Genomic DNA, 14,708 nt, shown 5'->3' with positions numbered 1-14,708 from the left:
GTTGAAATGCTGCGGTTTAAGCGCTTGAAGCTATTAAAATCTGCACTCCTTACTGGCTAACTGCTTCATACCCAAAGCGTAAGCGCTGGCAATGTTGCGGCTGCAGGCGCGAATATTATCCTCTGCATTTTGTAGTGCAGTTTCCAAACTACATAAACGTGGGTTTACACTAAAGAGAGCGGAAAACCCGTAGGGGGACAAGGTTTGCAGGTCTGTCTCAATAGAGCCTGCTATGGCGATGACGGGTACGCCGTGCTTTTGGGCAAGTCTGGCCACTCCTACGGGGGTCTTTCCAAAAATGCTCTGGCTATCCAGACGTCCTTCACCGGTTATCACAAGATCTGCGGAGCTGATTGTCTCTTCCAGATTGGTGATCTGCGCAATGATATCAAAGCCCGCATACATGTGAGCGTTCAGCACACCAAGCAGCGCAGCGCCCATGCCGCCTGCGGCTCCCGCGCCGGACACATGCGCAATATCACGTTGGAGGTCCCGTGAAACAATCTCAGCAAAATGCAGGAGGTTTTTATCCAGTTTCAAAATATCTTCTTGGCTTGCTCCTTTTTGCGCGCCAAATACATGGGAGGCCCCTTCGGGGCCGCAGAGTGGGTTGGTTACATCACACGCTACTAGAAGTTCAGTTTGTTTCAGTCTCGGGTCCAGTCTCAAAGTATCAATACGCTCGAGCTGCGCCAGAGCTGCGCCGCCTCTTCCAATAGGCTGTCCACCCTTGTTCAGAAGCCTGAACCCCAATGCTTCCAGAAGACCGGCGCCCGCGTCATTGGTGGCGCTGCCTCCCAGACCAATAATCAGCTTTCTTGCACCAGCGTCCAGAGCGGCTTTAACCAGTTGGCCGCTCCCATAGCTGGTGGCGTTAAGGGGGCTTCTGTGTTCCGGCCTTACAAAATGCAGTCCGGAAGCCGCGGCAACTTCAATAATCGCAGTTTTATTGTCTGGTAATAGGGCAAAAAAGGATGGGACTGTTCTGCCAAGAGGATCCATCACTGTTGTGTGGTGAATTTGCCCGCCGACCGCCGAGACGATAGCGTCCACGGTTCCTTCTCCCCCATCAGCCACTGGCCGCAGATCACATTCAGCTTCAGGTAATGCGGGTCTGATACCGTCAGCAATAGCGCCCGCAACCTGCATCGCTGTCAGGCTTTCTTTAAAGGAGTCAGGTGCAACTACAATTTTCAATTCTATATTACCTGTCGCTTAAAGATAAATTGAAAGACTTGCGTAGATATAATGACGAAAAGTTCGAATTAATAGTATTTAAAGCGCAGTAAAAATCAATATAATTATACATAATTCTTGTAAAAAACATCATAAACTATTTTTTGCTTAATTTCAACTTTATGATTCTTGAAAAAACAACAGAAGGAAGGGCAAGGTGATGGCTAACGTGGATGCCCTTCTCATACCCTATGTCATGATTTAAAAGCGATTGATCGACATTTTAGAGACGCTCAGCTTGCTATCCCTAAAAGATTAGAGCGTCATACTCTGTGATTAAAGCGATTAATAAAGCAAATATAGAAAATCTATACTGCAGTTATTATGTTTAAATTGAGCTGAAATGGTGAGTTGAATAGTATTGATGAACTTAAGTTAATATATAAATTACATTCACCTATTTGTTACTTTGTTTGAGTTGAATATATTATGTTTTATATAAATATATTTATTAAAGTATTTGTTTACTTAAAAACTTGAAGTGAGAGGCGCTACTTCACGAAGAGAAGCGTTAAGGGTGAGCCTTTGCCTTCTGGAAAACCTCAAAGTCGAAAACCGGAGAGTATTTGAGGGAAGGGAATAAAAATGTCCAGAAACTGCAGTGTAATGAATCTTCGCCAAGACCTGAAAACTATTGATCGTGAGTTTAGAAAATCGCATTCTTGGTTGAAGTATCAATCCGCAATCGGTTTGACGATTTCGCTGGTATCTGCTGGTGTAATGATAGCTGTGGCCACGCTTTACTATTTTGGAATTGTTCCGGCATTGCTTGCAATTGTTTTAATTGCCTTCTTCCAGTCCTTTCTTCATGAAATCGAACATGACACCTTTCATAATCTCTATTTCAAAAACCAAAGAGGCAAGCAAGCTGCCCTGTTGACGTTTTGCTGGGTGTTCAAGCCAAACACCATGAACCCGTTTATGCGCAAAACTATTCACCTACATCATCATGTTCACTCGGGAACTCCTGAAGACATTGAAGAGAGGTTAATCAGCAATGGGTTGCCTTATAGGGTAAGACGGTTCCTGATCCTTGCCGATATTCTGTTTTGCTTCACCCAGTTTAGGACACTCATTCGAGAAGCCAAAGACTTCAAGCCTTTGACTATCATGACTTGCATTTATCCAATGCATGCCATTTTTACAGCTATCTGGGTGTTGTGGGCCTCGTTCTATGTTGTGGCAGGTCTCAATGCTACGTTCGGTCTGTCCCTTGCAACTTTTTCATTCGTCGCTGGGCATATCGCCATCTTTAACTTTCTGATGGTTGTGTATATTCTCCCTTCTCTGCTCAGGACTTTTAGTCTGCATTTTATGACGACCAGCCTGCACTATTATGGCGGTGTTGATAGTGTGCTGAAGCAAACTCAGGTCTTCGATAAATGGTATTTCTTGCCATTTCAGCTGTTTTGCTGTGCTTTCGGGCAATCCCATGCAATCCATCATATTTATGTTCCGCAGCCTTTCTATATCAGGCATTTAACTCGCAAGGCCAGTCTAGTTAAAATGAAAGAAGCCGGGGTCTGTTTCAATGATATGGGAACCTTTGTGCGGAATAATGCTTACCCTGAAATCGAAGGCACAGCTGCTGAAAGTGATGTGCATGATGGTCATGCAGCTCCCTCCCATTCCTAATGGGAAGATGTTGGCACTTTAATCTCTTCTTGGAGCTTCATCTTGTACTATGCGATAATCGCATGGAACAGGGTGAAGCTCTAGAATGTATGAGGTAAGCCAATGAAAACCAGAACTCTCATCATCGGCGGTGGCCCTGCCGGTTTAAGCGCGGCGCTTACGCTGTCACGCAGCCTTCACCCTTGCATCGTTCTGGATAGCGTTGCGCCCGCCAGAAACCACTCCTGCAAACACATGCATGGGGTTCCGGGGTTTGAAAATTCTTCCCCAACACAGTTCCGTGAGACGTTGCGGCGGGAAATTGATGCCTATGGCTTCACTATCTTTGCAGAGGGTCAGGCGGCGGGTGCTCAAAGAACGGCAGAGGGAGGCTTTTTTGTGAGCCTGACAAACGGAGAGACAATTGAGGCTGAAAGTCTTTTGCTTGCCTGCGGCAAGGAGGATTGTCTTCCTGAGGTGAACGGGTTTGAACAGTTTTGGGGCTCCAGCGTTTTTTACTGTCCGTTCTGTGATGGTTATGAAGTGCGTCACAAACCTTGGGGTGTTGTTGTTAATCGCCCTGAAATGCTGGATGCCGCAGAAATTTACCTGAAGTGGGCGTCTTCCCTTCGCTTCTTCATTGAGCCCCATATTGAGCTGGCGGCACAGCGGGAAGCTGAATTGGTTCAGTTGGGCGTAGACTTGCATCTCGCAAAACTACAGGCCCTCAAGGGCGATGGTGCACAGTTGAGGCAGGTGCGTTTGGTAGATGGAACCAGTGCGGCGTGCGATGCTCTTGTTTGGTGGCCGCAGCAGCAACACGTACCATTTGTACGTTCACTGGAGCTGGATCTCACAAGTACTGGAGATGTGGATGTGGGGTCGGATTACGAAACCACCCGAGCGGGCATCTATGCCACAGGGGACATGATCTACACTTTCCATCAAAATGTTCAAGGTGCACTGTTTCGCGGCGCTGAGGCCGCAGTTTCTATCACTGTAAACTCCTAGGCAATATCAGAGGGGAGAGTTATTCGCTCCCCTAAATCTATGATGGAAAGTCAAAGATACCCTTTGTTATTTTCGGGGGCATACTGAGCCAACTGTTTTTGACACGGGAGCTTCGCAACCCTTTGCCGTAGTCCGGGTGTCTTCATGGGGGAAGGGGTCATGAAAAAGGTGTGCTTGGTTGGTCTGGCGTCCAAGGGCAGGGAGCTGATGCTCTCACTTGTTCAGGCGGGCTATGAGGTTGTTGCCACTGATCTGGATCCAGAGCGGGTAGCCTGGATTAATGCCAGCCAGACGGAGGAGGGGCACTGGGGAAACCCAGAGCTTTTGGCCAAATACAAAGGCGTGATTCGAGCGACAACAGATATTCGCAGCTCTGTGGCCTCAAGTGATATGACGTTTATCACCATGCCCTCCAAACCTTCTGAAAAAAATCCGTTTCGTCTGGAAGAGCTGCTCCACTGCCTTACTGAAATTGGTAGGGGAATTAGTACCGGAGGCAGAGAGCATGTTGTTGTGAACTGTATGCCAGTTCCACCGGGCAGCTCGCAAAATGTTCTGCGCAAAACCTTGGAGCGCGAATCCAAGCGGTTCATCGGTCCAGACCTAGGCTTTTGCTTTTTACCGCTGCCGTCAGGGGCGGGAGACACACTTGCCATTTTAAATGGTGAACTGGCCTGCATTATCGGTTCGGGCCACGTTGACGGGTTTGAACGGACAAAAGGCGTTCTTGAGGCTTTAACGCCTGCAATGAGCCAGTTCACGTCTCTCTCGTTTGTGGATGCGGAACTCTACGCCATTGCGGTGGAGGCAGCCTTTGCACAGCGTCTTGCGTTTTCCAATATCCTTTCCGAAGTTTGCGAGGCGTACCCTGGAGCAGATGAATGGTGGATACAAAAGGCCCTGCAGGCGGATGAACGCTCTTCCTGGCCCGCACCTCTTGGGTTTGGACGTATGGAAACCAAGCAGGCCAATATGGGCTTTACTTTTTTGTGCAGTGCCAACGCCTGCCCGTCCCAGCTGCCCACTGCAGCCTCGTGTGTGGATCATCATCAAGTGGGGCGGCTGTATAGAACTGTCGTGGAACACACGCCCCCTAAAGGCTCCGTGGGAATTCTTGGCTTGGCAAATTGCGAGAGCCCAACCGATATCATGGCCAACAAGAGCATTAGTCTTGCCCAGATGTTGGAGGCTGCCAATTTTGAAGTGGAGCTTCTGGTCGAAAGTAAAGATTTGGTGCCCAGTAATGAAGCTCTCAAGGGTCTACGGTTTTCCAGTGAGCTGACGGAGCTGCTGCTCAAGGTACAGACGCTCATACTTATGGTGCCCACCCCTGAGTTCAGAGCCTTGCCGGTGTCATTTTGCAGGCCGGATACTGTGCTTATTGATCCTTGGCGCCTTTTGCATACGCACCGCCTGCCACAAGGCATGAAGCTCATCCAGTTCGGGGTTGGCCGTGAGCACCAAACCCAGAATAACACTCAAAGCCTTGCCAGCCTTTTTGGCAATGATCCCGCTCTGGAAGTTGGCTGAACGGGTGAGCAGGACTTTCTTCTGCAAAAGTCCCCCTCTTGAAAGGGGGGGGGGCTTTTCTTGTTCTCCCACAATTTGAGGGGGAGATATCTACAGCGCGTTCCGCTTGATTGGATTAAATCAAACGACAAGAATTCGCTTAAACTCTAGACCCCGAATTTGCGGGCGGCATCAACCGCCAGCCCCAAACCAACGGCCCCGAAAACATCCCCTTCCACCAGCTTGGCATGAGACAATGTTTGCTTGAAGCTTGCCCGAAGAGCGGGAACCCGTGTTGTTCCCCCTGTCAGGAAAACCGTGTGAATCTGGTCTGCACGCAGGCCTGCTTGGGAAAGTGCAGTTTTGATTTCCGCGTTGATCCGCGAAACGGAGCGTTCAATGCAGTTATGAAATCCCTGTGCGCTTAAGGGGATATTCAGATCCTCCGTATCCAGCGGCAGGGATAGCTGGGCTTGCTGTGCGCCGGATAGGTCAATTTTGCCCTGTTCCACATAGGTCGCCAGTGCGTGCCCCATACGCCCTTCAATCACTTGAGAGAGGCGGTCCACAAGCTCCGGGCTTGCAGCTTCCCGCCGCACGTCCCGCAGTTCCCTTAGTATCTTGGGGTCATAAAGCTGGTTAATGCAGTGCCATGTGGACAGGTCATGATAGTATTTTGAAGGCAGATTGCGCTTTTTGTCGGTGGTCTGGCTGCCATACCCTAGATGAGGCATCACTTGGGCCATGCTCAAGAGCCGGTCAAAGTCCGTTCCGCCAATGTGAACACCGGTGTTGGCCAGAATATCATCGGCGCGGTCCTGTTTTTTCCCGTTGTCAGGAGAAACACGAACCACGGAAAAATCCGAGGTGCCGCCTCCGATATCGACCACAAGCACCACTTCTTCTTGCGTAACGCTCTGCTCATAGGCTAGGGCTGCGGCAATTGGTTCGTACTGAAACGAAATATGGTCAAACCCCTGACCGCGTGCCATCTCCTCCAGCGTATTTTGTGCTGCCCTGTCAGCCTCTGGGTTATCATCAACAAAAAATACGGGACGGCCCAACACGACATTGGAAATTTCCCGGCCTGCTGCAGTTTCTGCCTGCTCTTTCACATGAGCCAGAAAGTTCCCGATAATTTCCTTAAAGGGCACACGGCGGCCCAAAATAGCAGTCCGCTCTTCCACCAGCGAGGAGCCCAGAACACTCTTGATGGATTGCATCAAGCGCCCTTCGTCACCGCGGATATATTCGGCCTTAGCACGCCTGCCAAAGCGGGTTTTCCTGTCTTCGAAATTGAAGAAAATGGCAGTGGGAATATCTGGGTGCTCTCCCTCCAGTGGAAGCAGACGTGGTCCATCTGCCCCCCAAATGCCGAGGGTGGAGTTGGAAGTGCCAAAGTCTAGGCCGGCTGCCTGAGCGGTAGAAACGGGTGCCATGGGTGAACTCGGATTTCATATATAAGAGAAGGCGCAACACGCGGGGTCGCCCCCTTTACAGGCTTGGCGTTAATACAGCTAGAGAAAACTCATCAATTTTCACAAAATAGTGCAGCTTTTCAACGAGTTTTAGTGGTAGATTAGTGCGGAAAATATAGTATTGGGATGAAAGTTATCCCAAAACAACTCCAGAGTGAGTTGTGAGAACCTGCACCTAATGTCTAAGTATTCTTAAGGGATGAAGCCTTGCTCTTATCTGTAAGGGTGACATAGGATACTTTAAAAATAAAAGTGAGTTATCATGAGCCGCTCAAACTTGTCTGAAAGCTATTGTAGTATTGCAAGAACCATCGCTACTGTGGGGGATGAGTGGTCCCTAATGATTATCCGTGAAATGTTTTTGGGAGGCCCACGGCGTTTTGACCATTTTCAAAAGCATTTGGATGCGTCCACCAACACCATTAGCCAGCGGCTGAAAAAGCTGGAGGTCGATGGGATCATTAGCAGGACTGTTTATAGGGAGCGGCCCGTTCGCCATGAATATTGGCTGACGGAAAAAGGTTTGGGTCTGTGGCCTGTCTTTGTAACAATGAAAAACTGGGGTGATCAGTGGTTGATGGAGGGTCCTCCACTGTTTGAAATAGAGCATAAGGAGTGCGGTCACCTAACTGTTCCGCAACTGTATTGCTCACATTGTTCCAAGCCCATGACGGCCAAAGATGCGAAAGCGAAGTTGAACACGCAGGTTCTGACATCAAAGTCATAATGGAGGAAGTACTATGAAAACACGCATTACCGAAATGTTTGGTATTGAGCATCCGATTATTCAAGGCGGGATGCATTTTGTTGGCTTTGCCGAACTTGCTGCGGCAGTTTCCAATGCGGGTGGTCTTGGCATCATTACCGGTTTGACGCAAAAAAGCCCAGAGGACCTTGCAAACGAGATTGCAAAGTGCCGGAAGCTGACCGACAAACCATTTGGTGTAAACCTGACGTTTCTTCCTGCAGTTTCCACGCCTGATTATCCCGGCTATGTGAAGGCGATCATTGAAGGGGGCGTGAAGGTGGTGGAAACCGCCGGGCGGAACCCTGCGCAGGTTATGCCGTTTTTAAAAGAGGCCGGTGTCAAAGTCATTCATAAATGCACAAGCGTGCGCCATGCCCTGAAAGCCCAAAGCATCGGCTGTGACGCAGCATCTGTAGACGGATTTGAGTGCGGTGGTCATCCGGGCGAAGATGATATTCCAAACATGATTTTGCTGCCACGCGCTGCTGATGAACTGGAAATTCCATTTGTTGCCTCCGGTGGTATGGCAGATGGCCGCTCGTTGGTTGCAGCTCTTTCCATGGGCGCTGAGGGCATGAACATGGGCACCCGCTTCATTGCCACCAAAGAGGCTCCCGTCCACCAGAACGTGAAGGACGCCATTGTTGCTGCGTCCGAGCTTGACACCCGCCTGATCATGCGCGGCCTTCGCAATACCGAGCGCGTTCTGGACAACCCTGCTGTCGATCGCATCTTGGCGAAAGAAAAAGAGATGGGCGATGAACTGCAGTTCCATCATATCCTGAAAGAGGTCGCAGGCGTTTATCCGCGTATCATGATGGAAGGTGATATGGATATTGGCGCTTGGTCCTGCGGCATGGTTGCGGGCCTGATACATGACATTCCAACATGTGAAGAGCTGATTAATAGTATCATGAGCGAAGCGGACACAATTATTCGCAAACGTCTTGAAGGAATGTTAAGCGCTTGAGTATGAATGAAATTGCCTCGTTGGAGGGCATTGGTCTTCCAAAGCATCTGGGATTGAAAACCCTAGACCTGGGCAAGGGGTGGCTGGAAATGGAAATGGAGATCAGCGAGGTGCACATGGCACCCAATGGCTATCTCCATGCCGGATCCGTGGTAACCCTTGCAGACACGGCTTGCGGGTTTGGAACCAGAACCAGTCTGCCGGAAGGTGCGAACGGGTTCACAACCATTGAGTTGAAAACCAACTTTCTGGGAACCGCGCTCAAAGGCACGCTGATTTGCCGCGCAGAAGCGGATCACTTGGGTGGTAAAACTCAAGTCTGGTCTGCAGAGGTTACGCATAAGGATACGGGCAAAGTGATTGCCATGTTCCGCTGCACTCAAATGGTTCTCTACCCCAAATAGGGGCGGATACCACGTGAAATTAAGCCCATCTGTCTTATAAAGGCGGGTGGGCTTTCCTACTATTTATCCAATATTGCTTTTTACAAATATACTCGGCAAGGTTCCCACAGAATTGGTGCGCCTTGTTGGGGCGGTGCCGCTTGTCTATTGCTGGCCATAAAGTTTCACATGCCCCTTTCTTTAAGTGCCTATCTGGTTCTTGGTCTTGCCATTGCGTGCACGCCGTTTATATCGTGGCGGTGGGTGCCTCTGGGCTTGTTTGCAGCCTCTCTTGTGTTGGCTCTCTCAGTGGGAGTGCTGGAGTGGGCAGGGCTTTTGTTTGTTCTATGCTGGGCCGTGGTGAGTGCTTATCTGTTCAAGCAGCACTTCCCCGTTTGGCTCTATTGCCTGATGGTGGGCCTGCTTGTGCTTGCCATACATCTGGTGATGACCCATACAGTGCCCGGCTTTAACAACCTGCAAGTGCTCAAGGGGGTAAAGACCAGCCCTGATGCCGTGCCTTATTCTCTTTACCTCAATTTTGACAAGGCCTCACTGGGCTTCCTGTTGTTCTTCTTTGCCGCTCCGCGCATCAGCTCGTTGAAAGAATGGCGTCGTTGTCTTGTCTGGACCCTGCTGATCTTCATTCCAACAGCAGCCGTACTTATAGGCACCACTTACGCCGCTGGGCTTGTTGTTTTTGAACCCAAGCTCGTGGCCTTCCTGCCAATTTGGATATTTGCAAACCTGTTGTTCACCTGCGTGGCAGAAGAGGTGTTTTTCCGCCAGTTTGTTATGGGGCAGATCATGGAAAAGCTTGGCAACAGTCTATGGGCTGGAGGTGTTGCTCTGGTTCTTTCATCCCTGTTTTTTGCCTACTACCACTTAAGCGGCGGCGTTGCCTATGCTGTGTTTGCCTTCATTGCCGGGCTATTCTATGGAACTGCATTTTGGAAAACAGGCCGCGTGGAGGCAGCCATTGGCGTTCACTTCCTTGTAAACCTCACCCATATTTTACTGTTCACCTATCCGGTGCTTGCAAAATAGAGTGATGGGAGGAACAGGTTCTTTTGAAAAAAGGACTTGGAGGAGACGTACCCCGCACACTGAAACGGCGCGGGGCACGGGTTTTTATGTGCTTTAGAAGCTCAGCTTGTAGCGCACGGAGCCGGAATAGCTCTGTGTGCCTTCAATGCCCAGAGTGCTGGATGCTGCAAGAGACAGTGTGCCGCCATGTGCAAAGGAACGGCTGGCCTGCGCGGAGACAGAGCCCCAAGTCTGTGATGGACGCTCGATGAGCAAACCGCCGGAGTCGAGGTTGATCGGCACTTCCAGATCATCATCATTCAGGTCATGCTCAATGCGTGCGTTGGCAGCGAAGTTCCATTCAGGCGCGCTCAGCGGAGAATAGAACACGGACAGAGATCCGGTCAGACGCTTGGACTCGTAAGATGTCTCGCCATAGGAAAGCGGGAATACATCGCCTTTTTCTGTGAAGGCATCAACCGTCACCTTTTCATAGGTGAAAGAGGCATACGGATTGATTTTCAAGCTGCCACCAACGGGAATCATCGAGCCAAGGCCGATGCGGGCAAAGCCGTAGGTGCCGCCTGTGTCAGATTCGTAGGAAATGGATGTGTTGGTCAGGTCGTATTCGCGGTTGATCTCGTAAAAATCAATGGTCGCACCGCCAACACTACCGTTCACATAGAGATAGTCGTTGTAGTTATAAAGACCGTAGACAGACCCTGAGAATATACGGCTGTAGAAGCTGCCCGCATCCCCTTCAAAGTCCATCTGCTGATGGTCAATAGCAGCACTCACACCAATAATAGCGCTGTCATACACCATCACATCGGCGCCAACGCTGACAGACTCGGTAAAGCCGTCCAGTTCGACACCTGCAACATCATCATCTGCACTGTAGTAGCCAACGTTTGCATCCCCGTAGAGATTAACGTTGCCGGACGCCCGCAAAACTCTCTGCCCCTGCTCATTCACAGTGTAAAGAGCATTGGGGTTCAAGCGGTTTTCCTGCACAATCGCCTGCTGACGCAATGTCTGCATAGTCGCCACAGACATAGCATTCACCTGATAGGCGGCTGGCAGGTAGTTGTAGATGATCTGACCGAGGAGCCTGTTGGCGGCGTCGGTCATGTGAACGCCATCGGCGAAGATGTACTCTTCACTGTTGGCTTCAGCATTGTATTCTTGCACGCAAACAAGGGATGTAGGATCTTCACCTGGTGTAGGGATAGCGTTTGGACAAGCAAAACCCGTATTGCTGACAGTAAAGCCAAATCTCTCAGGATCAGCAATTGCAGCTGACAATATGCTTCCAGTATCTACAAAGACTACATTTTTACCTTCTAAGGACTCTTTTAGGCGTGCATTGTAACTACTGGAAAGTGTACTCGTGACATATGATGATGTGGCGTCCGAGGCAAATCTAGGCGTTTCTCCAATGTCTGGTAGTGACATAACAAAGACTGTTGGTGACCCGGCAGAAAGGAGCCTGTCGACCTGATCAGATAAATTTGCAGCCGCAGTTTCAACTGTTGTTTTTCCAGCCGATAAACTCGTCATAGTACCCGCTGTGATCAAAACATCGTTAGCACCGCCCCATACCGTAATAAGATCGCTTTTGGAGAACGAAGTGTCACTTGCAAGTAGCCGGTCTATTTGTTCTTCCAGAGAGGTCATGGTGATGCCGGTTGAAGCTGTAGGATTATCACCTGTTACAAGAGCACCACCCTGTGCATAGTTTGTTCCACCATCAGGGTTTTCGATTTCGATCGTATTACCACCTGAATCAACTTCTGTATAATATGCTGGAGCAAGCTCTATGCCAAAGTTATCAGCCAAGTAATCGACATATACGCCGGATCCATCATTCGTTCTGCTATTGAGAACGTTCGTCGTGTATTGATAATAAGTTGTCACGGCATCCGGTGCTTGGCCACCTACTACAACCGAATACGTCCCCCCATCACTCAGACTGTCCCCAATCACGTACATATTATTGATGCCGAAGTCTTCGGCTTGTGCACCGGTGCTCATCATCACGGCGGCAATGGCCGTGGTTCCTAATAGTTTCCGCACTTAATCCCCCCATAGGACATTTTTAATTAAATAGGTAAATATACTAGTGGCAAATGTTACCATTTAGTCAACTAATTAAAATGTAGCTTGAAAGTTTTCAGTGGGCATCCATCACAGTAAGTTGTTTGGGGTTTGGTCCTGCCACTTGTTTTGTGTTTCCTTTATAAACCACTGGTTTTATTAGGGCACCTGAACTGCTTTGGCTGGTAGGCTTGGCCAAGGCAGGTTCGGCTTGGACAGGTCAGCGGGTATGCAAAGGGATAGTTTGATGAGCTCATATATTTTTGCCACAGAGCTTTTTGATGGCTCGGGCGCGGCCCCCAAGCTCAACCAGCTCATCGAGATCGATAGGGGGCTTATCTGCTCCTGTGCGCCAGCCACTAAAGAAGAGGCGGAGCGGCAGGGGGCGGTTTGTGCGCCTGTGGTGGCTCCGGGGTTTATCGACCTGCAAATCAACGGTGCCAACGATACATTGTTTAATGATGATCCCAGTGTACAGTCCATCTCGCGTATCGGGGAGGGAGCGCGGCGGGGCGGCACTGCCCATTTTCTTCCTACATTTATCACGGCGCCAGATAAAGCTTACCCCCAAGCCATTGAGGCGGCGGAGCAGGCTTTGGAGCAAGGAGTTACAGGAGTGCTAGGCATCCATCTGGAAGGGCCGTTCCTCAGTCCCGATCGGGCAGGGATACACCCCAAAAGCGCCATCTGCCCCTTGAATGAAGAAGACTTGGAAAATCTCACAGCTCCCTTCGCAGGGTGCATGCTGCTGACCCTTGCACCGGAGCAGCATGAACCACACCAGCTTGAGGCTTTGGTTGAGGCCGGTTTGGTGGTGTTCGCTGGCCATAGTGAGGCTGGAGCCGAGGCTATGAACACGGCACTAGCGGCGGGCCTTTCCGGTGTTACGCATTTATATAATGCCATGTCACAGATGAGTGGCCGTGAGCCGGGCGTGGTGGGCTCAGCTTTATCATCCACCGCCCTTTATGCAGGTATTATCGCCGATGGTATTCATGTTCATCCGGCCAATGTAGCGTTGGCCGCGCGTTTAAAGCCCGATCATCTGTGCCTTGTGAGCGATGCCATGCCCACGCTGGCAGGCACTTGCAAACAATTCAATCTGTATGGAACAAAAATCTACCTAAAGGGAAATAAGCTTTCCAACGGGGAAGGGGTTCTGGCAGGGGCGCACCTTGCCATGGATCAGGCCCTGCGCAACATGCTGGCGTTCTCGAACTGCACTCCCGCACAGGCTTTAAAAATGGCCTCCACCAATCCGGCCCACGCGCTGGGGCTGGAAGAGGAGCTGGGCTATATCAAGAAAGGCTACCGCGCCAGCATGACCTTGCTTGATGAGGATATGCAGGTGCGCGGTGTTATGGTGGATGGGACATTTTATGAGTGAGCCGTGAAACCGGATCACTTTTGCGCCGCACGGCCCAGCCGGTTTATCAACGGATGGGTGCTCAGGCCATGCAAGAAGACGCTCAAGGCAATGGTACAAACGGCGATGGAGGCAAGCGTTGGGCTATTGGGGAGGTTGGCGTCTAAAATGATCACCGTAAACACGATACTTGCCAAGCCACGCGGGCCGAACCAGCCCATAAACAGCTTGTCATAGGTGGAGAGTTTATGACCGGACAGGGAAATGAATACAGGCAGCATGCGCACCACGGTCAGGCTTAAAAGTGAATAGAGGAAAATCTGCCAGCTGAACTCTGTGAAAATCTTGCCCACCACCGAGGCCCCGAAAATGATCCAAGTGCCAAGGGCAAGCGTATCGCCAATTCCTTCCGCGGTGAATACGAGCTTTTTTTGATAGGTCGTGCTGTTCTCGCTCATTGGCATACTGCCAAATGTCAGCCCGCCCACAAAGGCGGCAATGAAACCGCTGCCACCGGAGAGCTGGGCAACTGAAAAACAGCAAATCGCAATCGCCACCACGATCAGTTGCTCCCAACTGCGGGTAATCCAGCCCTTGTGGTGGGCATATTCGATAGATTTTGCCGTAATCATGGCAAGCGAAATACCAATCACAATTCCCATACCGATTTGCTTGACAAAAAGAGTTGCGGCCAGCTGGCTCACGCTTTCAAACTCTGAGCTTTTCAGGGCAACGGCCAGAACTGTGAAAACAATGGGAACACATATGCCATCATTGAGGCCGCTTTCCACGGTTAGCGTCTCGCGGATCGTGGGGGGCACATGCTTATCGGTCACCACAGCTTTGCCAAGGGCCGCGTCAGTGGGTGCCAGCAGAGCCGCCAGTAGAACAATTTCCAAAATGGGGAGACTTGGAAACAAAAGCAGGCCAGCAAATGCACCCAAAATAATGGTCATGGGCAAGCCATAGAGCAAAAGAGATCTGGGGAGGGCAATGTTTTGCGCAAGTGTTTTAAGGTTTGTCTGCGCCGCATCCGTAAACAGCACCACCGCCAGAGCCAGCTCTGCCAGCAGGCGAATGGATTCGGTGGAGATATCCAGCTGCACCCAGCCCAGCCCGTAGGAGCCAAAGGCAAGCCCGACCAGACAAAACAGCAGCGCTCCATTAACGGGCTTTCGCTCCAGCGCCTTACTGGCAATGGAGTAGAAGAAAACCACTGCGAAGATGATAGTCAGGTCCTGATAGATCATGGAGCGTACCCTTTTTCCCA

General features: G+C 50.3%; 12 protein-coding genes. 8 read left to right on the top strand and 4 right to left on the bottom strand.

Going from position 1 to position 14,708, the window contains the following annotated elements:
• Positions 1 to 33: 33 nt before the first annotated feature.
• Complete coding sequence (locus P6574_RS11790) at positions 34 to 1,197, bottom strand: glycerate kinase (protein WP_310620475.1); 1,164 nt, start codon at positions 1,195 to 1,197, stop codon at positions 34 to 36.
• A gap of 624 nt (positions 1,198 to 1,821) precedes the next feature.
• Between P6574_RS11790 and P6574_RS11785 the strand changes: the two genes are divergently transcribed.
• The 3 genes from P6574_RS11785 (at position 1,822) to P6574_RS11775 (ending at position 5,391) form a co-directional block, all read left to right on the top strand.
• Positions 1,822 to 2,871, top strand: a complete 1,050-nt coding sequence (locus tag P6574_RS11785) for a fatty acid desaturase (protein WP_310620474.1) — start codon at positions 1,822 to 1,824, stop codon at positions 2,869 to 2,871.
• A 102-nt stretch (positions 2,872 to 2,973) separates the two neighbouring features.
• Entirely contained in the window at positions 2,974 to 3,861 is an 888-nt protein-coding gene (locus P6574_RS11780; RefSeq protein ID WP_310620473.1) for an NAD(P)/FAD-dependent oxidoreductase, read from the top strand.
• A 159-nt stretch (positions 3,862 to 4,020) separates the two neighbouring features.
• On the top strand, positions 4,021 to 5,391 hold the full coding sequence (locus tag P6574_RS11775; RefSeq protein ID WP_310620472.1) for a Rossmann-fold NAD(P)-binding domain-containing protein: 1,371 nt from the start codon (positions 4,021 to 4,023) through the stop codon (positions 5,389 to 5,391).
• Positions 5,392 to 5,537: 146 nt separating this feature from the next.
• Here P6574_RS11775 and P6574_RS11770 read toward each other — a convergent pair whose 3' ends face one another.
• A complete protein-coding gene (locus P6574_RS11770; RefSeq protein WP_310620471.1) occupies positions 5,538 to 6,809 on the bottom strand; it encodes an Hsp70 family protein in 1,272 nt (423 codons plus the stop codon).
• Between the two features lie 301 nt (positions 6,810 to 7,110).
• Between P6574_RS11770 and P6574_RS11765 the strand changes: the two genes are divergently transcribed.
• The 4 genes from P6574_RS11765 to P6574_RS11750 all read left to right on the top strand — a co-directional run bounded on the left by P6574_RS11765 (position 7,111) and on the right by P6574_RS11750 (position 9,996).
• The gene (locus tag P6574_RS11765; RefSeq protein ID WP_310620470.1) at positions 7,111 to 7,575 is read left to right on the top strand and encodes a winged helix-turn-helix transcriptional regulator; all 465 of its coding nucleotides are present in this window, start codon (positions 7,111 to 7,113) and stop codon (positions 7,573 to 7,575) included.
• A 13-nt stretch (positions 7,576 to 7,588) separates the two neighbouring features.
• Positions 7,589 to 8,566 (top strand): NAD(P)H-dependent flavin oxidoreductase, encoded by a 978-nt coding sequence (locus P6574_RS11760; RefSeq protein ID WP_310620469.1) that lies wholly within the window; start codon positions 7,589 to 7,591, stop codon positions 8,564 to 8,566.
• Positions 8,567 to 8,568: 2 nt separating this feature from the next.
• On the top strand, positions 8,569 to 8,970 hold the full coding sequence (locus P6574_RS11755) for a PaaI family thioesterase (RefSeq protein WP_310620468.1): 402 nt from the start codon (positions 8,569 to 8,571) through the stop codon (positions 8,968 to 8,970).
• Between the two features lie 168 nt (positions 8,971 to 9,138).
• Positions 9,139 to 9,996: a CPBP family intramembrane glutamic endopeptidase gene (locus P6574_RS11750; RefSeq protein ID WP_310620467.1), complete on the top strand. Its 858-nt coding sequence runs from the start codon at positions 9,139 to 9,141 to the stop codon at positions 9,994 to 9,996.
• Positions 9,997 to 10,089: 93 nt separating this feature from the next.
• On the opposite strand, the gene P6574_RS11745 is transcribed toward P6574_RS11750, so the two are convergent.
• Positions 10,090 to 12,051, bottom strand: coding sequence for an autotransporter domain-containing protein (locus P6574_RS11745; protein ID WP_310620466.1), 1,962 nt, complete (start codon positions 12,049 to 12,051; stop codon positions 10,090 to 10,092).
• 268 nt (positions 12,052 to 12,319) lie between these two features.
• Between P6574_RS11745 and nagA the strand changes: the two genes are divergently transcribed.
• Positions 12,320 to 13,459, top strand: a complete 1,140-nt coding sequence (nagA, locus tag P6574_RS11740) for an N-acetylglucosamine-6-phosphate deacetylase (RefSeq protein WP_310620465.1) — start codon at positions 12,320 to 12,322, stop codon at positions 13,457 to 13,459.
• Between the two features lie 14 nt (positions 13,460 to 13,473).
• Here the strand turns inward: nagA and P6574_RS11735 are convergent, their stop codons facing one another.
• Positions 13,474 to 14,688, bottom strand: coding sequence for a cation:proton antiporter (locus P6574_RS11735; RefSeq protein WP_310620464.1), 1,215 nt, complete (start codon positions 14,686 to 14,688; stop codon positions 13,474 to 13,476).
• Positions 14,689 to 14,708: the final 20 nt, after the last annotated feature.

The sequence above is a fragment of the Pseudovibrio sp. M1P-2-3 genome (assembly GCF_031501865.1).
Taxonomy (GTDB): Bacteria; Pseudomonadota; Alphaproteobacteria; order Rhizobiales; family Stappiaceae; genus Pseudovibrio; species Pseudovibrio corallicola.
The sequence above is the reverse complement of the archived record's forward strand: the minus strand, read 5'-3'. Positions and strand labels throughout refer to the sequence as shown.